The sequence below is a fragment of the Burkholderia sp. PAMC 26561 genome (assembly GCF_001557535.2).
GTDB lineage: Bacteria > Pseudomonadota > Gammaproteobacteria > Burkholderiales > Burkholderiaceae > Caballeronia.
On record NZ_CP014315.1, the window covers coordinates 701,303 to 724,585 of the forward strand.

The following is a 23,283-nucleotide window of genomic DNA, read 5'->3' on the forward strand; positions in this document are numbered from 1 at the left end:
CTTACAAAGCTTTTTCATCGTATTCAATGGACTTCCTACCGTCGTCCATTCGGTTCATCACGGCCCGCGCTTGCCCGGGTTCTGCATTCTCCGGTTTTCGTGCGCGCGGCATTCTCGTGAGCAATCCGTTGCACCGTCTTTTCCAATAATGCTGGCCATGTCGGAGACACTGATCATGATAGTCAAGTCAGTAGGTGTACTACTGGGTGTGAGTGCGGGCGTCTTGTTGATCAGTGGATGTGGACACAGCGACAATGGTTCAAGCAACACCGACAAGGGCGCCGGCTTCATCAACAGTTTCCAGATCATCTCCACTGCGCCGGCGTTCGGAGGCGCCACGCCTGCCGGTGCGGCGGGACCTTACCAGGTCATCACTGCCGTCGTGCACGGCGAGCTTGATCCGAACAACCCGCTCAACGCGGGCATAGTCAACATCAAGAACGCCCCGGTCGGTGCCGACGGCTACGTGGCCTATGAAACCGATGTGGTGCTCCTGCGCCCGCAAAGTGCGTCGACGGCAAAGCGCGTGCTGTTCTACGACGTCGTCAACCGCGGCAGCAAGATTGGCGACGCGTCGTTCATAGGCGGCGGAGCTCTGGATACGGGCGCTGCGCCCACGTCCAGCTTTCCATCGCTGCTGCGCAACGGCTACACGATCTTGTGGAGCGGATGGCAAGGCGACGTCCCGCTGACAGGCAACAGTTCGCTTGCGGGCGCTGGCCTGCTCGGTACGAGCTTTCCTGTCGCGACCAACAAGGACGGCACGCCGATGACCGCCTTGAGCCGCGAAGAGTTCATTCCGGACTATGCCGGCGGTCCTGCCACGACCATCCCGCTGACTTACGCTCCCGCCGATCTCAACGACAAGACGTCAGTCACCTTCTCCGCGCGCCAGTCGTGGCTGACGGCTTACGGCAGTATTCCGGGCGGTGTGGAGACCTACACGGCGCCCTCGGTCTCGGTGCCGACCTGGAGCTATGCCAGCACCCCGAACAATGTTTATGAAGGGAACTACTCGGTGACGTTTACACCGCCGGCCAGCGTTCCCGGACCCAACGGGACGAGTGTTCCGCCGGACGCCGGCACGATCTACAGCTTCGTTTACAAGGCGGCGGCACCCACGGTGGACGGTATCGGTTTTGCGGCGCTGCGCGACCTTGTCTCGTTCCTCCGATACAACTCGACCGACGCCCAAGGCATGGCCAATCCGCTCAACGACCTGAAGACGGCCCCGTGCGCTACCGCTTCGTGCTCGCAAAGTACCAATTTCGATGTCGCTATCGGCGAAGGCATTTCGCAGTCCGGGCGCTTCATGAAGGACTTCCTGTACCAGGGATTCAACGTCGACAAGAATGGCAAGATTGTCTTCGACGGCATGTTCCCGATCATTTCTGCTGCCCGGCGCACCTGGACCAACGCTGCATTTGCGCAGCCCGGCCGCTGGTCCAAGCAGCACGAAGATCACTTCATGCCGGGCTTCCAGTTCCCGTTCACTTACGCCACGCTCACGGATCCTGTCAGCGGCATGACGGATGGCCTGCTCAAGCAATGCACGCAGACCAATACCTGCCCGAAGATCATGCAACTCGATGGCGCGTTCGAATGGTGGGGCGGCGCCGCTTCGCTCGTGGTCACCGACGGGCGCGGCAACGACATCCAGTTGCCTCCCAACGTTCGTTATTACCTTGTCCCAGGCACGCAGCACGGCGGTGGTAACGGCGTGACGACGGGCAACCTCGTCATTCCAGCCGCGGGCAGCCAGTGCCAGTTGCCGGGCTCGCCGGTCGAGGAAACGCCGGTCGAACGGGCGCTGATTCCCGCTCTCGTGAACTGGGTCGCCAACGGCACGGAGCCGCCTGCGTCGCAGTATCCGACGGTGGCATCGGGCACCCTCGTTGCGCCGACGCAAACCGCGACCGGCTTCCCGAGTCTCACCAACGTGAGCGTACCGAGCGGGACGGCGGCTACGCCGGTTGCATTGCAACTGACGTTCAACGGTGAATATAACCAGCTCTTCGTGACCGACTACAGTAACGCCGTGCCGGTGGTCAACACCGCGCAGCAATACACCATCCTCGTACCGAAGGTCGATGCCAACGGTAACGAGACAACGGGCGTCCTGGTGCCCGACGTCAGCGTTCCGCTTGCGACTTATACCGGATGGAATTATCGGGGAGCGGGGCATGCCATAGGCGACGGCTGCATCTCGAACGGCGCGGCAATTCCGTTGGCCGTGAACGCTGCAGCGCAAGCGGGCGGCATGGATTCGCGCGCTACCTTGGCAACGCTTTACGGCGCCAGCCGGTCGAAGTATCAGGCGGCTGTGGCGGCAGCAGCCAATGCGCTCGTGAGCAAGGGATACTTGTTGCAGGCGGACGCCGACAATGTCTTTGTCGCAAACGCCGCGAGCGTTTCACCCACGTTGTTGCCGCAGCCGTGAAGTCTATGAAATGCGCGGCGGCCGGATGGCTCGCATTGGCGATAGTGACGCTCACCGCCTGCGGCGGAGGCGGCTCGGACAATGCACCATCGACCGCACCGGGCCCGGTCTCACCGGTTGCGACCGCGTATCAAAACAGCCTGACGCTTGGCAGCGTCGCGCCGCAGTCGTTGTCGTTCATTGCGGCGACTACGACTGCGAACGCGATGATCGTGAGTCCTGTCGCGGCACCGTTGCTTGCGGCAGGCAACTCCCCGCTCGTATCCAGCCACTTTCAAAGCGGCGTGACCGGCGCAGGGATAGCGTGCGTCTCGGCGCCAACGAATAGCATCGGCACCGTGACAGGCGTCAATGCCGGTGTGAACATCAAGAGCGTCGCGGTGCTTCTCGATGGTACCTGGACGGTATCGACGACGCCCGCTGCGACCTGGACCGCGCTGGTATCTAACGCCGCGACGTTCGATGGCTGGGAAAATTGCGGCGCAAAGGCGGAAGGCAGTCCGTCGCCTTCGTCCACGCTGATCGTTGCTGCGGACGGGAGCTTTACCGACAACGTCTTCAACGGTAATCCGTCCACCACCGTGAGCATCGTCGATCAAGGGTTCACGGCCTCGCAAGCTGCATTGATGCTTTCGGACGCCGGTTATCTCGATGCAAGCCAAGCCGGCAATCCACAGGTGATTCATCTGAAGATTTACCAGAATGCAACGAGGCAAACGCTTCTTGTCGAGCAAGGCATTCCCTCTAGTGGTGCGACGAACGGCAATCCCGGCTACGTCGCAATCTACTTCCAGCGTTGACCGATTCAAAACCATGCTCAATTTCATATACCGCGGATTCGTTTTTAAGAAGTGCTGACCAGGCGTCGTTAAGCGAGCACGTTCGTCGAATCCGTCGGCGGAAATTCGCGCAAGGATGCCTAAATGAATCAGTTTGACCGGCTGTCTGTATTAAGCAAGCTGCTGCTGTCGTTTGCGTTTTTGATCATGTTCGGCGCGTGCCTGGGAGGCACTGGGATCGTGGCGCTTGCCAAGATGCATGGCATTGCCTCCGAAATCGGCGCTCAGCATCTCGACGGTATCTATTACCTCGGCGAGGCCACGCGCAACAAGTTGAACACCGACCTTGCGGCCGCCAACCTGAGTTTCGCGGACAACGCCGGCCGTGAAAAACTGAAAGCGGGAATTCGCGAGTCGCTCGCGAACATGCACCGCGCGCTCGATCAGGCACGCGCCACGATCACCACGCACGACGGTCAAGCGCTCTACGAGCAAATCGCCGCGCGTGCCGCCGATTGGGAATCCATCGTAGAAATGGAAGTCGGCGCGCGGCCCATGCCGGCCGGCATGGATCACGCAGAGCTTGTGCGCCAGGCGATCGACGCAAGCGAACGGCTACGCGACTCGATGATGAATCTCGGCGACCAGAAACGCGCACTGGCTGTAAACGCGCAACGTCGTTCAGCCGACGAATTCGAATCGATGCGCTGGATCATGATCGCGCTGGTCTTCGGTTCGATCGCAACAGGCGGCGTCCTGGCGGTCGTGATCGCACGGCGTCTTGCAGCGCAGCTCGGCGGCGAGCCGGGCTACGCAGTCGAAGTTGCAAACCGTATTGCGGCGGGCGATCTCGCCGGCACCGTGTCGATTCGCCCGGGCGACAACGACAGCATGCTTCATAGCCTCGCAAACATGAGCGGCAAGCTGGCGGACATAGTTGGCGGAATCCGGACATCGAGCGAATCGATCTTGCTTGCCTCGCGTGAGATCGCGCAGGGCAATACCGACCTCTCACAACGCACGGAAGAGCAGGCAGCGTCGCTGCAGGAAACGGCGTCGAGCATGGAAGAGCTGACGTCGACCGTGCGTCAGAATGCCGAAAACGCGCAGCAGGCAAGCGGGCTTGCGCGCACTGCATCGGAAGTATCGGCGAAGGGGGGCGAACTGGTCGATGGCGTAGTCGAAACCATGCGCGATCTCGCCGCGGGTTCGAAGCGGATGATGGACATCATCGCTGTGATCGAGGGCATTGCGTTCCAGACGAATATTCTTGCACTGAATGCGGCCGTGGAAGCGGCGCGTGCCGGCGAGGAAGGGCGGGGTTTCGCCGTGGTGGCCGGCGAAGTTCGTTCACTGGCGCAGCGCAGCGCGTTGTCGGCGAAGGAGATCAAGGAGCTGATCGACAGTTCGACGGGGCGTGTCAACAGCGGCGCGCAGATCGCCGAGCGTGCCGGCGAGACGATGGCTGAAGTCATGCATTCCGTTCAGCGCGTGACGAGCATGATGAGCGAGATCTCGGCTGCGTCGAACGAGCAGAGCACGGGTATCGAGCAGGTCAACCTCGCGGTCGCGCAAATGGACAGAGTCACGCAACAAAACGCGGCGCTCGTTGAACAAGCTGCTGCGGCTGCCAGTGCGATGGCGGATCAGGCCGCGCATCTGAAATCGACGGTCGCCGTGTTCACGCTCGATGAGAGCCGAGTGAGCTGAGTGCGTTTTGCGAGCGTCCGGCTCTTTTACCGGGCGTGACCACTACCACTTCAGGACACAGCGCCCGATCCATATTTCCCGACCAGCAGCGCGCCGCTTGCGAACCGTTCGAGTGCGTACGGCGCGAGAGACACATCGGTGGGAAGTCCGAGCGCATGTTGCGCCAGGATCTTGCCGATACCCGGAGATAACTTGAACCCGTGGCCGGAAAACCCGAAACCGGCCACCAGTCCTTCTATATCGCCAATGGGTCCGAGCACCGGGTTCCAGTCAGGCGTGACGTCGTACACGCCGGTCCATGATGACGCGAGTCCGGCGGTCTCGTAGGCCGGAAAGCGTTCGGCGACCTGCTCGCCCACTTCGCCCACGTAATCGAGCGAGACATCGCCCTGCTCGGTTTCGGGCGAGTTCAATGTTTCCCCGACCACGCCTTCGGACACCAGCATCTGCTTGCCGCCATAACTGCGGTAATACAGCATGCCGGGCGAGCCGAGATCCTTGAAGGCCGGCATCGTGAACGTATAGGGCGCTTCGTTGCATTCAAGCGCGAGCACCGTGTGACGCTCGGGTTTGACCGGCAGCGTCACGCCGGTCCATCGTTCCAGTTCCGGGGTCCAGATGTTCTGCGTGCTGATCAGCGTGCCGCAACCGAAATCGCCCGCAGTGGTCTTCACGCCCACGACGCGGCGGCCTTCATGCTCATCAAGCAGCAAACCGGTGACGTTCACGCCTTCCTTGACTGTCACGCCGTGCCGCCGCGCTGAGCGCGCAAAGGCGGTCGCGACCAGATATGCATCGGCGAAACCCGCTTCCGGCTCGTAGCCGATCAGCGCGGCGTCATCGAATTGCGCAATCGGCATCAGTTCGCGCGCTTCCTCTCGCGACGGCATGCGCACTTCGATACCCATTTCGCGCTGTGCCTCGAGCGACGACCGCAGCGCGTCGAGCTTGTCTCCCTCAGGCGAGACGATCATGTAGCCGCTCTTGACGAGTCCGCACGACGCTTCTTCGTCGCCCACATACTCCGCGAAATTATTGAACGCCCACCACGACGAACGCGCGAGTTCCACGTTCTGCCGCACGGAGTAGTGCGTGCGCAGCAGCCCGGACGATTGGGAAGTCGTGCCTTCGCCGATCAGTCCGCGATCGATGACCAGCACGCTCTTCGCTCCAAGCGCCGCGAGATGATGCGCAACCGAGCTGCCGATAACACCGGCGCCGATCACGATGAAGTCATAGTGTTTCATGGTCAACCATGGAATGTGGAGTGTGGGATGTGGAATGCGCACGATGTTACGAAGCAAATCCCCGGCGCATTTTTGTATAAGTTAAATTGATGCTAACGGGTGGCGTTTCTGATGTCGGTCGAAGTCGGCAACGCGCCCGGCACGCTGCAATCCTTGCGATGAGCCGAAACCATCATGCCGATCCGACGAAGTCAGTTGCCAATCGACCTGCGCGCGCTGCAGGCGTTTGCCGCCGTCTGCAACCTCGGGTCCATGACATTGGCGGCAAGGCAGCTCGGCGTGAGCCAGAGTGCGGTCAGCCAGGCCGTGGCGGCGCTCGAGCGGGAGCATGGCGCGAGTCTCTTCGACCGTGACAGCCGTCCGCCGCGCCCGAACATGGCCGGCCGCACGCTGCTCGAACTCGCCGGGCCGCTGCTCGAGCATGCACAGCGTGTCGCCGCCACGTTCGGCGATGCCGCCGATGGCGGCCAGTTGCCGGTCCGGCTCGGCTGTGTCGATTCGTTTGCAGCCACCGTGGGCGCCGAACTGATTCGTGGGTTGTCGGGCTCCGCACGGCAGATCGCATTGTGGTCCGGGCTGACGCCAGGGCTCACGCGCCAACTCCATGAGCGTGAAATCGACCTCTCGGTGTGCACGGAGACGGTCGTGACGGACGCGCGCATCGTGGAAAAGCCGCTGTTCTCGGAGGCCTTCGTGGCGGTGGTGGCGCGTCGTCACCTGGAAGATCAGCCAGACCTGGACTGGCGTACGCTTGCCGGCGAGTTGCCGTTGATCCGGTACACCGCGCATTCTGTCATCGGCCAGCAAGTGGAGCGCTTCGCACGGCACCTGGGTATCGAAAGTCCGCGCCGGTATGAATTCGATGCCACCGATCCCTTGCTGAGCCTCGTCGCCGCGCGGCTGGGCTTTGCCATCTCCACGCCGTTGTGCCTCTGGCAGGCGCGCCATTATCTGCCGGAGGTTGCCGTGCTGCCGCTGCCACCAGGCGAACTCGGGCGGCGCGGATTCTTCTTGCTGCATCGCGAAGGTGAATGGGACGAGTTCGCCCGCGAGCTGATCGCGCTCACCCGGCGGGTGCTCGATCACAACATCCGGCCCGCGCTCTCCAAAGCGCTGCCGCGTCTTCCGGACGATGCAATCCGCCAGGCGAATCCATGACGGAAAACCCTTACCCGTCGCGCCGGTGACAGTTGTTGTCGAAAACGTGGCGCTGCCCGGGTTTTTGAGTCGCTACAGTGCATCGGTAGCCACGAATCCGACCCATCTTCATCGTCGATGAAAACACCGGAGGCCGTTTGGAAACGCTCGTTTTTATCTGGAACAACGGCCCGTCGATTCTTCGCATGCTCGTCGAGCATCTCGAACTGGTGGCGGTCGGCGTGGGCTGCGCCATCCTCACGGGCGTGCCGCTCGGCGTCGCGATCAGCGCGCATGAACGCAGCGCCAAGGTGGTCTTGTACGTCGCCGCAATCCTGATGACGATTCCATCGGTGGCGCTGTTCGGCCTGCTGATCCCGGTGTTGTCGATGATCGGGCAAGGCATTGGTTTCCTGCCCGCTGTGATCGCACTTTTCCTGTATTCGCAATTGCCGATCGTGCGCAACACCTACGCCGCGATCCGCAACCTCGATCCGGCGTTGCGCGAAGCCGCGAACGGCATGGGCATGACCACGCGTCAGCGCCTCTTCAAAGTCGAAATGCCGATCGCGATGCCGATCATCATGGCGGGCATCCGCATGGCGGTCGTAATCAACATCGGGATTGCGGCGATCGCCACTTACATAGGCGCGGGCGGCCTCGGCCGGCTGATCAGCCGCGGCATTTCGCAATCGGATTCGCGCCAGTTGATCGCCGGGGCGTTGATTGTCGGCGGCCTTGCCATCGTGGCGGACTTCGGACTCGCGCTCGTGCAGCGCCGCCTCACGCCCGCCGGCCTGCGCACGGCCCGCCTGCCGCTTCTGTCAGCGCGCCTTGGCGGCCGCAACCGGCGCGCCAGCGCGTCCGGCCTCGAGCGCCCAACGATCGCGGAGAGCCGATGATCAACCTTCAACATCTCACGAAGCGCTTTGAATCACGTCAGGCGCAAGCAGTTGTCGACGATGTATCGATGGACATCGAAGAGGGCGAGTTATGCGTGCTGCTCGGGCCGTCCGGATGCGGCAAGACCACGACGCTCAAGATGATCAACCGGCTCGTGCAGCCGACTTCGGGCCGGATACTGATCGGCGGCGAGGATACGTCGAGCTTCGACGTGGTCGAGTTGCGCCGGCGCATTGGTTACGTGATCCAGCAAGTCGGGCTGTTTCCCAACATGACGGTGGAGCAGAACATCGGGCTCGTGCCGCAGATGCTCGGCTGGGACAAGCGCAAGATTCGCCGGCGCACGGAGGAGCTGCTTGAACTGGTGGCGCTCGATCCGGCGATGTACCTCGGCTGTTATCCGCGCGACCTGTCGGGTGGCCAGCAACAACGCGTCGGCGTGGCGCGAGCGCTCGCGGCCGACCCGCCGGTGATGTTGATGGACGAGCCGTTCGGCGCGATCGATCCGATCAACCGGACTTCGATTCAGGATGAATTCCGCAAGATCCAGAGGCGCTTGAAAAAGACCGTGGTGTTCGTGAGCCATGACATCGATGAAGCCATGAAGATGGCCGACAAGGTCGCCATCTTTCGCAATGGCAAGCTCGAACAGTTTGCCGGTCCCGATGAATTGCTGGCGCGTCCGGCGACGCCGTTCATCGCGGACTTCGTGGGCGCCGACCGTGCGTTGAAGCGCCTGCGCCTGCTGCGGGCAGGTGCTGCCCTGGTTGCGCTCGAAGCGATCGTGCGGCCGGGCGACTCAAAGGGTGCGGCGCGTGCCGCGCTCGCTTTGCATCCGCACGGAGAAGCAGTTTTCATCGATACCAACGGCAAACCCGCTGGTTATTTCACCGCGTCGCGGCTGGACGCGGTGCCGGAACGGCTGGAAGCCTCGATGGCGTTGTCCTTGCCCGCAACCGTTCGCGCCGACGACGACCTGCGCTCGGTCATGTCGATGATGCTTGCGCACGGCGTGTCGTGGTTTGCCGTGGTGGACGAGGCGGGGCGCTTCGCCGGTTACGTCACGCACGCGGGCATTGCCGAGATGGCGCGCGCATCCTGCGCCGGCGGCGCGGCGTTCGCCGGTGCGGTGGATGTGCCCGTGGCGCCTGAGCGCGGTCTCGATCCGGTGCCGCAAGTCAACAGCCGCGCCGAGGAGGGCGTCTGATCATGCGCTCACGCGGATTCACGCGGCGTCTCGGCACATGTACGGCGACCTTGCTGTTCGCCTCGCAAGCACACGCTGCAAACTGGTTCGTGCAGCTCGCGCCTTACAAGGACGACATGCTGTATCAGGCCGGTCAGCAAATGCTGATGGTTGCGATCGCGGGCGCACTGGCGATCGCGGTCGCGCTGCCGGCGGGGATCTGGCTGAGCCGTCCATCGCGCGGCCGCATGGCGCATGTGGTCATGCTCGCGCTCAACGCGGGGCAGGCCGTGCCCAAGCTCGCACTGCTTGCGCTCGCGATGAGCCTGATGGGCATCGGCGCGAAACCGGCGATCTTCGGCTTGTGGGTCGCGACCTTGCTGCCCATCGCAATGAATACCTACGAGGGCATCCGCGCAGTGCCTCCCACACTGATCGATGCCGCCACCGGCATTGGCATGACGCCGCGCCAGATCCTGTGGCGCGTCGAGATGCCCAACGCCATGTTCGTTATCTTTGCCGGCCTGCGCACCGCGCTCGCCATTACGGTCGGCACGGCGCCGCTTGCTTTTCTCGTCGGCGGTGGCGGGTTGGGCGAGCTGATCTTCACGGGCATCGACCTCAATGATTTCGCGATGCTGCTCGCCGGCGCCGTGCCGACCGCGCTGCTCGCGATCCTGACAGACATGCTCGTGGCCCAGATGCAATACCGGCTCGTGCCGCGCGGCGTGAATCCGCAACGCTGAACGTTATCTTCCTCTTCACCTCACTGGATCTTCCATGCATATCCGGCTACTTTCCCGTGCCCTCGCGCTGTTACCCGCTCTTTGTGTTGCGGCAGGCCTGCTTGCGGTTCAACCCGCACGCGCCGCTGATGCAGCGACCGTGACCGTCGGCGGAAAGAACTTCACCGAGCAAGTGCTGCTCGCGCAGATCACCACGGCGTTGCTGCAGGCGAAGGGTTTCAACGTCGTGAAGAAAGACGGGATGGGCAGCACGGTGTTGCGTCAGGCGCAGGAGAGCGGGCAGATCGACGTGTACTGGGAATACACCGGAACCTCGCTGATCACCTACAACAAGGTGACCGAACACCTCACGCCTGCAGAAACATACACACGCGTGAAGCAACTCGATGCCGCCAAGGGAATCGTGTGGCTCGATGCTTCGAAAGCGAATGATACGTATGGCCTCGCAATGAACCGCGACGAAGCCGCGAAGCTCGGCATTACCACCATAAGCGATCTTGCGAAGGCGCTGAGTGCGGGCAAGGACCTGACCTTTGCGTGCAACTCGGAATTCTATGCGCGCCCTGATGGCTTGAAGCCGCTGCAACAGGCGTATGGTTTTTCGTTTTCGCCGGCGCAGATCAAGCGGATGGATTCAGGCCTCACTTACCAGGCGCTGAAAGACAAGCAGGTCCAGGTAGCCCTGGTGTTCACAACTGACGGCCGCGTGCCCGCCTTCAACTTCGTCACGTTGCGCGACGACAAGGGTTTCTTTCCAGCCTATGCGCTGACGCCCGTCATCCGGAAGGCCACGCTCGATGCCAACCCGAAGCTCGGCCCGATCCTCAATTCGATATCGGCGAAACTCGATGACAAGACCATGGCGCGCCTCAATGCGGAAGTGGATGTATCGAAGAAGTCTGTCGATGATGTCGCAAGCGAGTTTCTCAAATCGTCCGGGCTGATGTAAGAGGACGCGAGCGATCATGAACGATGGCTTGACCGTCTCGGCCGCACAGGTCGAGACCATTCCCGGCGATATTGCCGGCAACGTCGAGCGGCATCTGCTGCTGATGGCCGAGGCTCGCGCAGCGAACGTGAACGTGCTGGTGTTTCCCGAACTCTCGCTGGTCGGTCACGGCGCGGGTGCCGATGCACTGCGCCTCGCAATGCCCGCCGATCACGCGGTACTTTGCCGGCTCGCCGAAGCATCCGGGCCGATGCATACGGTGGTGGGTTTTATCGAGGAAGCGCCCGGTGCGCAGTTCTATAACAGCGTGGCGACGCTTGCACATGGCCGCGTGGTGCATGTGCATCGGAAGATCGGGCTTGCGACCTACGGCAAGCTCGACGACGGCAAGTTCTACGCGCCCGGCAGCACATTGAGCTCGTTTCCTCTCGGCGACCCTCGCTGGCAGGTCACAACGCCGATCTGCGCGGACTGGTGGAATCCTTCGCTGGTCCACGGCGCGGCATGCGCCGGCATGACGCTCGGTATCGCGCCGATCAGTTCTGCGCTGGAAGCGGTCGACGATCAATTCGACAACCCACGCGGATGGGATACCGTGTTGCGCTTTTACGCACTCGTTTATGGGTTGCCGATCGTGATGGCGAATCGGGTGGGACGCGAGGGCGACCTGCATTTCTGGGGCGGCTCCCGCATTCTCGATCCCCACGGCAAGATCCTGGCAGAAAGCCGAGAACCGCGCGAGGAGCTGGTGATTGCATCGCTGGATTACGGCGATGTCAGGCGCGCACGTTTTGCCTTGCCGACCGTGCGGGACGCCAACGCCAGAAACCGGAGCTGATCGCATGACCCGACGCAAAACGTCGCTTTCGTGTTGACGTTGGTCGCGTCCCTGCGGACACGCGGGAAATCGTCAGGTGAAAATGGTTTCACTCAATCGCTCTACGACGGAGAACGAGATGGTGGATGCGGTGCAGCTACAGGCCCTGCTCGATGAACGGCGAGAAGGTTTCAGTCTCGCGCGGCCGTTCTACATCGATCCTGCGTTTCACGATCTCGACATCGACGCGGTCTTCTCCAACGAATGGCTTTATGCGTGCAACGTCGCGGAGATTCGCGCGCCGGGCGATTACCTGACGATGGAGATCGGCGAGACATCTATTGTTGTCATGCGTGCGCAGGATGGCGAGGTCAAGGCATTCTTCAATACGTGCAGGCATCGTGGGTCGCGCATTTGCAGCGAGTCGCAAGGCCATGTTCACCGGCTGGTGTGCCCTTATCACCAATGGGTGTACGACCTCGATGGCGCGTTGCTCCACGCGCGGCAAATGCCCGCCGGTTTCGATCGTGAGGCCTACGGTCTCGCGCCGGTAAACGTCGAAGTGATCTGCGGCATGGTGTACGTGTGCATTGCTGATACACCGCCGGATATCACGCGGTTTCGCCGCTCCGTTGCGCCGTATATCGCACCGCATGCACCCGAGCGCACGAAAGTCGCGCACGTCGAGACACTGATCGAAGACGCGAACTGGAAGCTCGTCATCGAAAATAATCGCGAGTGTTATCACTGCAGCGGCAATCACCCTGAACTGCTTGCCACGCTCGTTGAATTTGCACTGCCCGATGATCCCGCCGGCTCCGCCTACTTCCGAGGACTGATGGAAAGTCAGGCGCGGCACTGGGACGCGCAAGACCTCGTGCATCTGCCGGCCGATGGCGGCAACGAATTTCGCTGCATCCGCCTGCCGTTTCATCGCGGGGCGGTGTCTTTCACGCCCGACGGTTCGCCAGCGTGCCTGAAGCTGCTCGGGAACCTGACCGACCCCGATCTCGGTTCGGTGCGGATGTTCAGGGTTCCGAACAACTGGAATCATTTTCTCGCCGATCACATCATCCATTTTCGCATCCTGCCGCTTTCCGCGAACCGGACGGCGCTGCGCACGACGTGGCTCGTGCACGAAGACGCGGTGGAAGGTGTCGATTACGACATTGAAAAGCTCACGTCCGTCTGGCGCGCGACCAACGCGCAAGATGCGCGGCTTGCGGCCAACAACCATCTGGGCGTCGCATCGAAGGCCTATGTCCCAGGGCCCTACGCGCCATCCGAATTTATGCTGCGCAATTTCACCAACTGGTACGCCGGCAAGCTGGCGGCGTATCTGGAGAAGACGGAACCCGGGCGCCGCACATTTACGTTGCATGCTCATGGTTGAGGATCCGACAATGCAGGGCATTGCATCGGCGTCATTCGTGGAAGGCCCGGCTGACCGGACGCTCGAATGCGTCGAGATTCGTATCGAAACGCGAACTGTGAAAACCATCGTGCTGCGTGATCTCGATGCAAGCGGCGCAATGCCGTTCATGCCCGGCCAATCGATGATGCTCACACTCGACATAGCCGGAGAACGGTTGCAGCGCACGTTCTCGATTGCATCGTCGCCATTGGGAAGCGGCATGCTCGAACTCACGATCAAGGCGCCGGACGATGGCCGCGCCACGCGCTGGCTGCACGACACATTGCGCCCGGGCATGACACTCGACGCGCGTTATCCGCTCGGGCAGTTCCGGCTTGAATTCGACGCACAACGTGTGAAGCCGCTTGCGCTGGTCTCGGCGGGCTCGGGCGCCTCGCCCCTGATGTCGATGTTGCGCACGCTTGCGCTGCGTTGTCCGCACGCCGACGTGGCATGGTTTCACGCGGCGCGCGGTACGGAAGATATCCTCTTTGCGCGCGAACTCGCGGCACTGCAGGCCAGCATGCCGAACCTGCAGGTCAGCGTCGCGCTGAGCGCTCCTGCGGCCGGCTGGTTCGGCCTGCGCGGGCGTGTTTCACGACGGCTCATTTCTGCAGTTGTGCCCGACTTCAATCTGCGCGAAGTGTATTGCTGCGGTCCGGCGAGCTTCATGGACGAGGTCAGGCGCATCCATGCCGCCGACGGCGCGCGCCATGCGGGCTTTCATGTCGAACATTTCGCGCCTGTTGATCCGTTCCCGTCCGAAGCGCCGGACGCAATGGACAACAGCGTCACACATCACATAAAACTCGGTGACAAGACCTTCCGGACGCATGCAAACGAAACGATCCTGATGGCGGCGTCGCGTCAGAACGTCGTGATTCCGTGCGGCTGCGCGAGCGGTATGTGCGGCACATGCAAGCTGCGCCGTGTATCGGGCGTGATCGAGATGCGGCATCAGGGCGGTTTATCGGGAGCGGAAGAAGCGCAGGGATTTGTGCTCGCGTGTTCCAGCCGCGCCATGTCGGATGTCACGCTGGAATTCTGATTGCAGTTGAACCGGGGAACCCTGTCATGCAACAACACGCGGGACGTTTTATCCATGAGCTTTGTTTCGATGACCTGCCGCGCGAGGTAGTGGAACGCGCGCAAAGCCTCATGCTCGATTTGCTGGGCGTGGCAGCGGCAGGCAGCGGCACGAGCCTCGCCGGGATTGCATGCGACCACGCGTTCGATTTTTTTGGCGCGGGCCGTAATGCAGTACGCATGCTCTTCGACGGGCGTCTCGCCAGTCCTCTCGGTGCGGCGCTGGCGGGAGGCATGACCATCGACAGCTTCGACGGTCACGATGGCCATGTGCTGACCAAGGGTCACGTCGGCGTGGCCGTGCTGCCCGCATTGCTCGCGATGGCGGAACGCGATCCGTCGATGGATGGCCGTGAGGCGATCGTCAATGTCGTGCTCGGTTATGAAATCGGCACACGCGCGGGTATCGCGCTGCATGCATCGAGCAGCGAATATCACACTTCAGGCGCATGGAACGCACTGGCCGCAGCGGCGCTGTGCGCACGATCGCTGAAACTCGACGAGATCACGACGCGCCATGCGCTGGGGATCGCTGAATATCACGGTCCGCGCAGCGAAATGATGCGTTGCATAGACTTTCCGACCATGCTCAAAGACGGCTCCGGCTGGGGCAGCATGGCCGGAGTCAGCGCGGCGCTTTTTGCACAGCGCGGTTTCACTGGCGCGCCAGCTTTGACAGTTGAAGCGCATGAACCGGCGTTGTGGGAAGACCTCGGCGAGCGCTGGATGATTCTGGAGCAGTACGTCAAACCTTACCCCGTCTGCCGATGGGCGCATCCGTCGATTGCCGCCGCGCTGCGATTGCGCGCCGGACATGACCTGTCGCCCGAGATGATCGAGAGCGTGACCATCGAAACCTTCCACGAAGCGACGCGGCTGTGTTCGACCTTTCCCGCGAATACCGAGGAAGCGCAATACGGTGTGCTGTTTCCCGTCGCGGCGGCGCTCGCAGATGGTCGTGTCGATGCCCGCACGATCCAGTCCGAAGGTCTTTCGGACGCGCGTCTTCGCGACCTCTTGCCCCGCCTGCGAACGGTCGAGCGCGCGGAGTTCAGCGCTGCGTTCCCCGCCGAGCGCTGGGCTCGCGTGGTGGTCACGACACGTGATGGCGCGCGACTGGACTCGGGTCCGATCACGGCCATGGGTGGTCCGGACAATCCGATGCCGCAGGACGCGCTGCTGTCCAAATTCCGATCGCTGACATCGGCGCGCTTCGGCGATCGGCTCGCGCAGCAAATCGAAGACGATGTCCTCTCGCTGCACGAATCCGCGAGCGCAATGCACTCGCTGAAGGAACGGGTGCTGACTGCGCCGTCCGCGCAATCGTCGCACGATGATGCGATGACGTCGGTTTTGTGACCGGGGACGGGCAGCGCGCCGCCCGATAATCATCGGACACCATTGCGAACATTGGAACAAAGGACGCTCGTGGGCCAGCACATTCAGTTCGATCCGGCATCGGTTGCGGGCAAAGCGCCGCCGATCCAGCATGAAACCGACCTGCTCATCATCGGGGCGGGGCCGGCGGGACTTGCCGCTGCCATGCAAGCGGCCGGCCGCGGCATGCGCGTGACGCTCGTCGATGAAAATCCCGTCCCGCTCGAGACCATGGGCGAAGAGGTGCCGCTGCATTTCGGCGGACGTATGGGCGCGGCGCTGAGCAACCGCAACGCGATGCTCGAAGCAATGCTGGAAGCCAGTCCCGAACTTGGCGAACTGCTGGAAGCGGGTGTCGATGTCCGTCTCGGCACGGCAGTCTGGGGACTCTTCCCGCAACGTCCAACTGCGGCGTGGATTGAAGGCCGTGTTGCCGGACTCGCCGATAGCGACAGCGCCTATCTCATGCGTTTCGGGCAGGTGATCGTGGCGGCGGGGCGTCGCGACATGGGCCTCGCCTTCGACGGCTGGCAGCGGCCCGGCGTGATGGGCGCGAGCGCGGCCTACCGGCTCAGTTCGACTTACGGGGCACTGGATGCGCGGGTCGCGGTGCTGCTCGGCAGCGACACGCATGCGCTTCAGATTGCCAACGCGCTGTTGGATGCAGGCGTGCGGATCGCGGCTATTGTTGAGCAGGCTACGTCTGTTCCTGGCGACGCTGCGTTGCTAGCGCGACTCGCTGAACGCGGTGCGCAAGTGTTCACGCAGCATGTGATCCATGAGGCGCTGGGAGATGCTTATGGTGTGACATCGGTGACGCTTTGCGCAATCGATGCAGACCACCGGCATCTGCCCGGTGCACAACAGTCGGTTGAGTGCGACACGGTGCTGCTCGGCATCGCGGCCATTCCGGCAATCGAATTGCTGGAAGCGGCAGGTTGCAGAACCGCATTCAACGCGGATCGCGGCGGCAATGTTGCCGTGGTCGATGGGTCACAACGTACATCGCTGCCCTTCATTTTGGCGGCGGGCGATTGCGCGGGCGTCTGGGATACGAAACATCTTTCCGCCGATACCGCCCGTCACGAGGGGCGCATCGCCGCCGTTGCCGCACTCCGCGCGTTAGGCGTTGATGAGTCTCCGGCGCAATTGGAAACTAGCGTAGTGCCCGACACATGCGTGAACGACCCTGCCCGATCCCGTGAAGCTTGGGTCCGCGCGTCGGTCATCGAAGCGAAAGGCGAACCCTTCGTCTGCCAATGCGAGGAGGTCACGGCCGTCGAAATCCTGACCGTTCGTCCGCCGCGCTATCTCGACTGGAGCCGTCAGGCCGATCCGGCGACTGCCCGCACCCTGGCTTCTCTCGTGCTCGAAGGTCCGCCAAGTCCCGATATCGTCAAGCGCCTCACACGCGCATGCATGGGGCCGTGCCAGGGCCGCCGTTGCCGCGAGCAGGTTGCGACCTTACTTTCGATCGGTTCGGCGACCCCGCTTGCCGGCATGCCGCTCGCCACCTTCCGGTCGCCCGTGCGCCCGTTGCCGCTCAATCAGCTTGCTGCCCTGGGAGAAGTCCCTGCGCTTGGTGAACATTGGGACAGTTGGTTCGGCATTGCATCGCAATGGGTGCCGTTCTGGCGCGCGACTCCGCTTTATACCGCCGCCGGCCGCGAGACGGGCGGGGTGGTTGCGAGCGAGTAGGGGTGGAGACGCATCGACATACGCAGCACCAGGACGGGGACCACGATGGAACACAGTACACAGGGCAGCGTCACGCAGGACGCCAAAGGGGCGTCGGTGGTCATCATTGGCGGCGGCGTCACGGGCTTGAGCGCCGGATGGTGGCTCGCCCGCGAAGGCGTCGACGTGCTCGTGCTCGATGCAGGATTGATCGGCTGGGGCGCATCCGGGCGGAATGGCGGCGGCTGTTCCCACCATCACAGCCCGTTGTTCCTCGAAGAACAACGTCTCTGGCCGATGATGGATGAATTGCTTGGATATCCTACTGAATTCAGGCCGAACCGGATTCGGATCGCGCTGGATGAACAGCAGTTCACGTTATACCGACGCGCGCTCGATAACGGCGCGCATCACGGATTGCGCTCGGATATTCTCGATGCGAAACAAGTCCGCGAACTCGTGCCTTTCGCGGGCGATAACGTCCATGCCGGCTACTTCTATCACTTCGGCGGCCATGCAAATCCGCATCGCACGTTGCAGGCTTACGCCTGGGCGATGCAGGATTGCGGTGGCCGGCTGATGCAGCACACGGAGGTCACGGGGTTCGAGCGGCGCGGCGCACGCGTGGTCGGCGTGCAAACGTCGCGGGGACACCTGGCCTGCGATCATGTCGTGATCGCAGCGGGACCACGCACGGGTGAGCTTGCCGCAATGCTCGGCGTGGACGTGCCGCTTGCGAGCGCACGTGCCGAGATGATCGTGACCGAGCCGCTGCCGCTCATGGCCATAGGCGGCGTGGATGGCAACGGCCTCTATGGACGGCAGACGCTGCGCGGCAATCTGGCTTATGGCGGCGGCCCGCACGAATGGGTCGATCTCGCCGATACCTATAAAAGCGCAGAAGGCGAGCGCCCGCACTCGACCCCTTTGCAGGCCAGTATCGCAGCGCGTGTGGCTGGGCTTTTCCCGAAGGTTGCACACGCCCGGGTCATTCGTAGCTGGGCGGGGTTTATCGAAAATACGCCGGATGGGCGGCCCGTAGTCGACCGGCCAGGTCCGATGGAAAACCTGACCGTCGCGACGTTGTCGAGCGTTGGTTTCGGTTTGTCGCCGGCGAGCGGCCACGCAATTCGCGACCTCGTTGTGGATGGCGCCTGCTCGTTCGCAGACATATCCGGGTTCGCGCTGTCGCGTTTCGCGCAACTCGAGCCCGACTGGCGCAGCATGCAGGGGTGGATGCCATTACCCGCCGCTGCCGCCTAGGAACGCGGCAAGGCGCTGCGCAGATCCGTCGGACTCGCGTCATAGACACGCCTCACCCAGCGCGCCAGATGCGAAGCCGACGCAAACCCCGTAGCAAGGGCGATATCCGCGACCGGGACATTCGAATAAACCAGCAGGTCGTGCGCCCGTTCGAGCCGCAATGTCACGTAGTAGCGCGCGGGCGTTGCGTTCAGATGGCGCAGGAACAGCCGCTCGAGTTGGCGTGAGGTCATGGCTATGTCGGTGCCGATACGCGATATGGGCAGTGGCTCGTCCACGTGCGCACGCATCAGTTCGATAGCGCGCCGGATGCCGCGGGGCAGGCTCTCGTGGTTCTGGTCGCGCCAGCCGCGTTGTTCGTCGTCGCTGTCGCGGATGCGTTCGTGGTGAAACTGGTTCGCCACCCGGACCGCAAGCTCAGGACCGTGTTGCTCCGATATCAACTGCAACATCATGTCCATTGCGGCGATGCCACCCGAGCACGTCATGCGGTCGCGGTCGATCTCGTAGATCTTTCCCGAGCACATCAAGCCGCGAAACTCTTCGGTGAAGGCAGAGAGGTTTTCCCAATGGATCGTGCACTGGTAGCCCTCGAGCAGACCGGCGCGCGCAAGCAGATAACTTCCTGTCGATAAAGATCCGATCACCGCGCCCGTGCGAGCCGCGCGGCGCAGCGCGCGCAGATATGCCGGCTCGAGTGCCGGGTCGAGACGCAGGCCACCGCAAACGAAAATGTATTGAGCCGTGGTCATGACGTCGTCGAGCTTTCGGGCCTGCAATTCGATTCCGTTCGACGCATACACGGGATTGCCGTCGAGACTTGCGAGCGTCCAGCCATAGAGCGCCGTGTTCACCAGCCTGTTGGCCGAGCGTAGCGGTTCTATCGCTGAGGAGAGACTCATCATCGAAAGACCGTCCACCAGCAAAAACACAAAGGCGCTTTCTGCTTCGGCTGTTTCAGGGCGGGCGTCCTGCGAAGCGGGCTTGTCAATGATTGCGTCTGAATGCGTGTGAAAAGGCTGTTTGTTCATTGCACCTGGCGTTGCAAGATGGCCTGACCGGCCTGCGATGCCAGCCGGATGTGTCGCACGATCATAGTCGAAGTTTGCGGTGCGCGACCGGTCTGACGGCTTCACATTGACGTGGCGGACGCTGCACATTAATGTGCGACAGGCGAACACAAGTAAAATTATTGGGTCGTACGGGAGGCTCGGCTCTCAAATATCGGCTAAAAATCCGTTGTATGTCACTTATTGCTCATGTATAAATACGCACATCGGTGCGACAGGCGCACATTTATATTGGGAGCGAAGCTGAATGACGTTCGATGGGGATCGGCAGGTGAAGGCACCAACTCTTTCGGCAAAGCGCCGCCGTTTGCTCAAGCTGGCGGCGTCGGCGGGCATGACCGCGGGCATCGGGGGCCTCGCATTCGGCCGCGGCGCATTCGCAGCGGATCCCATTACGCTGCGCTGGTGGTCGACCCAGGCCGCGCCCGACCAGTTGAAGGCCTACAAAGCGCAGATCGCCGGTTTCATGGCGGCGCACCCGGGCGTCAAGGTCGTGTTCGAGGCGACGTCGGACGAGGGTTATCCGGCGCAGCTTGCGGCAGCGTTTGCCGCAAACCAGGTGCCTGACATCATCACTCACCTCCCGTCCTATGCCGCGCAAACCTATTACGCAGACGGGCTGGTCGAACCGGTCGATGACGTCGTCGCAGCCGTTGGTATCGACAAGTACTATCCGAATGCAAACGATGTGTTCAGGACCGCGGACGGAAAGCTGTGCGCCACGGGCCTTGCAAATACGGCCGCCGACGTTCTATGGATTCGTCGTGACCTGATGCAAAAGTCTGGCGTGGACAAGGTGCCCGAGACGTGGGACGAACTTCGCGCCGCATGCAAGAAGATGCAGGGCGGCCGGATTTATGGTGCGCCGCTGCCATACGGCCTGAACAGCATGACTTCGTTGATACTGCTCGGCTTCATCCATCGTGCAGGCGGGCAGGTATTCACGCCGGATCTGCAGGTTGCAATCGACAGTCAGGCAACGCTCAACGCACTCGATTTCTACAAGTCGATGCGCGAGTTCTGCCCGCCCGGCGCGACCGGTTATAGCTGGGGAGAAAGCCTGACCGCGTTTGTCTCCGGATCGACCGCGACGGGCATTTATGGCGGGCGCGTGCTGGACAACATTGCCGCGCAGAATCCCGGCATTGCCGATTCGGTGACTTGCGCCACGTATCCCACGATTTCCAAGTCGGTACCGGCATGGACCTATAACGACTTTCCGTGCGTCTTCATTCCTAAGAAGGCCAAGAACATTTCGGCATCCAAAATGTTCGCGGAATATCTTTTCGATCCTGCGGGCTATATTTCCGAGTTGCTGGGCGCGCCCGCGCATCTGCTGCCGGTATTGAAGACCATTGCGGCCGATCCTCGCTATAACAGCAATCCGATCATCAAGAAGTATCCGAAGGAAGTCGAACTGATGTCGGCTGCCGCCGCGTCCGGTCACAACCTTGGCTACGAGTCGCCGGCACACAAGCCGAACCGAAGGGCCAACGAGATCGTCGCGAGCAATGTCCTGGCTGAACTGGTCCAGCGCGTCGTGCTCAACAACGAAGCGCCGAAGTCCGTAGTCGGTGCGACCGCAAAGAAGCTCGAAACGCTGATGAAAGCCTGACACGGCCGGCCGCGCAAACGCATGGCGCTCGATGCGTCACGCGTTGCGCCAACCATCTTTCGTCCGTCATTGCCCGGATCGCATTCGCACGGGCACGCATTGGAAAACGCATGGCCACTGTTTCATTGCCCCGCATGGGCATCCGCTCTCTCGAATCGACGTACAGCAGGCTCGGCATGTTGCTGATCGCGCCGGCAGTGTTGCTGTTGATCGCAACCATTGTGTATCCGCTTCTTTATGCACTGTGGCTTTCCCTGAACTCGGTGTACACGCCCACGCAGGCGTCGAGCTTTGTGGGCCTGGCGAATTATCGGGACATGCTCGGTTCATCGACGTTCTGGTTTTCGTTATGGGTAACGATCGTCTGGACCACGTCCACGCTCGTCCTGCAGATCCTGTGCGGCGTCGGCATGGCGCTGCTCCTCAACGAGAAGATCGCCATGCGCTCGGCAGCGCGCAGCCTCGTGCTGTTCCCTTATTTTGTGTCGACCGTGGTCGCCGTGCTGGTCTGGCGCTGGCTCTTCAACGATCTCTATGGCGTACTCAATCAGGTCCTGCTCGAACTCCATGTGATCAGCAGTCCGGTCAACTGGCTCGGCGAAATGCCCAACGCCATGATCAGCATTGTTCTGGTCGGCACCTGGAAGTACTTTCCGTTCGTTGTGATCGCGGTGCTGGCGCGACTGCAGACCATTCCGCTCGCGCTCTATGAAGCCGCGCGCATGGACGGCGCCGGTCCGTTCGGCCGTTTTTTCGACGTCACGCTGCCGCAGTTGCGTGAAGTGCTCGGCGTCGTGATCCTGTTGCGGATCATCTGGGACTTCAAGGAGTTCGACCTGCTTTACCTGATGACCGGCGGAGGCCCGGTCAATCAGACACGATCCGTGCCGCTGCTCGTCTATCAGCAGGCGTTTGGTCTGAACCAGATGGGCGCGGCTTCCGCTTCCGCGGTTGGAATGATGGTGGTCATGGGCGTGTTGATGGCGGCCTACCTTTATCGCGCACAACGCACAAGGAGCCACGATGCGGGCCGATAAAACCAACATTCCCGCGTCGCTCGTCACCTGGGTGATCGTGATCCTGATGGTGTTCCCGCTGATCTGGATGGTGCTGACATCCATCAAGCCGCAGAGCGAACTGTTCGTCTATCCGATCAGGCTTCTGCCCGAGCACGTGACGTTCGAGCATTATCGGCGGCTGCTGGAGGACACGCCGTTCATCAGCTACTTCTGGAATTCGATCGTGCTGTCGGCGGCGACTACCGTCGTTGTCATGGCGGTCGCCACCATCGGCGGTTATAGCCTTGCGCGCTTCGCCTATCGCGGCCGCGAGGCGATCGCCACCGCGGTTCTTTGCACCTACCTGATGCCGTCTGTGGTGTTGATCATTCCGCTTTACCTGATGACGGTGAAGCTGGGCTTGCAGAACACACTGACCAGTCTGGTGATCTCGTACACCACGTTTGCCTTGCCCTACGCAATGTGGCTTTTGCGCTCGTTCATGGCCGGCATTCCGGACGACCTCGAAGCTGCCGCGCTGGTGGACGGCGCGAGCCGGCTGGGTGCGTTCGTCGATGTGATCCTGCCGCAAGCGCTGCCCGGAATCATCTCGACCGCGCTGTTCACGTTCATTCTGGCGTGGAACGAGTACCTGTACGCGCTCGTCATGGTCAACACCGACGAGACCCGTCCGCTTACCACCGGCGTGATGAACATGCTCGTGTCGTCGTTCAACATCGAGTGGTCGCTGTTGATGGCGGCTTCCGTGATGATGAGCGTGCCGTTGCTGTTCTTCTTCGCTTTCCTTCAGCGTTATCTCACTAGCGGTTTTGGCGCTGGCGGTGTGAAGGGTTGAACGCCCGCGGGAT

General features: G+C 62.0%; 19 protein-coding genes. 17 read left to right on the top strand and 2 right to left on the bottom strand.

Features of this window, described 5'->3' with window-relative positions:
• Positions 1-175 precede the first annotated feature (175 nt).
• From AXG89_RS37895 to AXG89_RS37905, 3 genes are all read left to right on the top strand, one after another.
• Entirely contained in the window at positions 176-2,440 is a 2,265-nt protein-coding gene (locus AXG89_RS37895; RefSeq protein ID WP_075360377.1) for an alpha/beta hydrolase domain-containing protein, read from the top strand.
• A 5-nt stretch (positions 2,441-2,445) separates the two neighbouring features.
• A complete protein-coding gene (locus tag AXG89_RS37900; protein WP_075360259.1) occupies positions 2,446-3,240 on the top strand; it encodes a hypothetical protein in 795 nt (264 codons plus the stop codon).
• 123 nt (positions 3,241-3,363) lie between these two features.
• The gene (locus AXG89_RS37905; protein WP_119024800.1) at positions 3,364-4,929 is read left to right on the top strand and encodes a methyl-accepting chemotaxis protein; all 1,566 of its coding nucleotides are present in this window, start codon (positions 3,364-3,366) and stop codon (positions 4,927-4,929) included.
• 50 nt (positions 4,930-4,979) lie between these two features.
• On the opposite strand, the gene AXG89_RS37910 is transcribed toward AXG89_RS37905, so the two are convergent.
• Positions 4,980-6,176: an NAD(P)/FAD-dependent oxidoreductase gene (locus tag AXG89_RS37910; RefSeq protein ID WP_075360261.1), complete on the bottom strand. Its 1,197-nt coding sequence runs from the start codon at positions 6,174-6,176 to the stop codon at positions 4,980-4,982.
• 180 nt (positions 6,177-6,356) lie between these two features.
• Between AXG89_RS37910 and AXG89_RS37915 the strand changes: the two genes are divergently transcribed.
• The 11 genes from AXG89_RS37915 (at position 6,357) to AXG89_RS37965 (ending at position 18,731) form a co-directional block, all read left to right on the top strand.
• Positions 6,357-7,334, top strand: coding sequence for a LysR family transcriptional regulator (locus AXG89_RS37915; RefSeq protein WP_075360378.1), 978 nt, complete (start codon positions 6,357-6,359; stop codon positions 7,332-7,334).
• A 137-nt stretch (positions 7,335-7,471) separates the two neighbouring features.
• The gene (locus tag AXG89_RS37920) at positions 7,472-8,215 is read left to right on the top strand and encodes an ABC transporter permease (protein ID WP_075360262.1); all 744 of its coding nucleotides are present in this window, start codon (positions 7,472-7,474) and stop codon (positions 8,213-8,215) included.
• Complete coding sequence (locus AXG89_RS37925; protein WP_075360263.1) at positions 8,212-9,423, top strand: ABC transporter ATP-binding protein; 1,212 nt, start codon at positions 8,212-8,214, stop codon at positions 9,421-9,423. The genes AXG89_RS37920 and AXG89_RS37925 overlap by 4 nt, the downstream gene beginning before the upstream one ends.
• Positions 9,424-9,425: 2 nt before the next feature.
• Positions 9,426-10,148 (top strand): ABC transporter permease, encoded by a 723-nt coding sequence (locus tag AXG89_RS37930; RefSeq protein ID WP_075360264.1) that lies wholly within the window; start codon positions 9,426-9,428, stop codon positions 10,146-10,148.
• A 34-nt stretch (positions 10,149-10,182) separates the two neighbouring features.
• Positions 10,183-11,097, top strand: a complete 915-nt coding sequence (locus AXG89_RS37935) for a glycine betaine ABC transporter substrate-binding protein (RefSeq protein ID WP_075360265.1) — start codon at positions 10,183-10,185, stop codon at positions 11,095-11,097.
• A gap of 16 nt (positions 11,098-11,113) precedes the next feature.
• Complete coding sequence (locus tag AXG89_RS37940; protein WP_075360266.1) at positions 11,114-11,935, top strand: nitrilase-related carbon-nitrogen hydrolase; 822 nt, start codon at positions 11,114-11,116, stop codon at positions 11,933-11,935.
• A gap of 82 nt (positions 11,936-12,017) precedes the next feature.
• A complete protein-coding gene (locus AXG89_RS37945; protein WP_075360267.1) occupies positions 12,018-13,307 on the top strand; it encodes an aromatic ring-hydroxylating oxygenase subunit alpha in 1,290 nt (429 codons plus the stop codon).
• A gap of 10 nt (positions 13,308-13,317) precedes the next feature.
• Entirely contained in the window at positions 13,318-14,376 is a 1,059-nt protein-coding gene (locus tag AXG89_RS37950) for a flavin reductase family protein (RefSeq protein WP_075360379.1), read from the top strand.
• 26 nt (positions 14,377-14,402) lie between these two features.
• Positions 14,403-15,773 (top strand): MmgE/PrpD family protein, encoded by a 1,371-nt coding sequence (locus AXG89_RS37955; protein ID WP_075360268.1) that lies wholly within the window; start codon positions 14,403-14,405, stop codon positions 15,771-15,773.
• A 69-nt stretch (positions 15,774-15,842) separates the two neighbouring features.
• Complete coding sequence (locus AXG89_RS37960) at positions 15,843-17,489, top strand: FAD-dependent oxidoreductase (RefSeq protein WP_075360269.1); 1,647 nt, start codon at positions 15,843-15,845, stop codon at positions 17,487-17,489.
• A 45-nt stretch (positions 17,490-17,534) separates the two neighbouring features.
• On the top strand, positions 17,535-18,731 hold the full coding sequence (locus AXG89_RS37965) for an NAD(P)/FAD-dependent oxidoreductase (protein ID WP_075360270.1): 1,197 nt from the start codon (positions 17,535-17,537) through the stop codon (positions 18,729-18,731).
• Here the strand turns inward: AXG89_RS37965 and AXG89_RS37970 are convergent.
• Positions 18,728-19,762 carry a GlxA family transcriptional regulator gene (locus AXG89_RS37970; RefSeq protein ID WP_083638135.1) on the bottom strand — a complete coding sequence of 345 codons (1,035 nt, stop codon included), beginning with the start codon at positions 19,760-19,762 and terminating at the stop codon, positions 18,728-18,730. The genes AXG89_RS37965 and AXG89_RS37970 overlap by 4 nt on opposite strands.
• A 286-nt stretch (positions 19,763-20,048) precedes the next feature.
• Here AXG89_RS37970 and AXG89_RS37975 point away from each other — a divergent pair, with 286 nt between their 5' ends.
• The 3 genes from AXG89_RS37975 (at position 20,049) to AXG89_RS37985 (ending at position 23,270) form a co-directional block, all read left to right on the top strand.
• Entirely contained in the window at positions 20,049-21,416 is a 1,368-nt protein-coding gene (locus AXG89_RS37975) for an ABC transporter substrate-binding protein (protein WP_075360271.1), read from the top strand.
• Positions 21,417-21,526: 110 nt separating this feature from the next.
• Positions 21,527-22,453, top strand: a complete 927-nt coding sequence (locus tag AXG89_RS37980; RefSeq protein WP_083638123.1) for a carbohydrate ABC transporter permease — start codon at positions 21,527-21,529, stop codon at positions 22,451-22,453.
• Complete coding sequence (locus AXG89_RS37985; RefSeq protein WP_119024802.1) at positions 22,440-23,270, top strand: carbohydrate ABC transporter permease; 831 nt, start codon at positions 22,440-22,442, stop codon at positions 23,268-23,270. The genes AXG89_RS37980 and AXG89_RS37985 overlap by 14 nt, the downstream gene beginning before the upstream one ends.
• Positions 23,271-23,283: the final 13 nt, after the last annotated feature.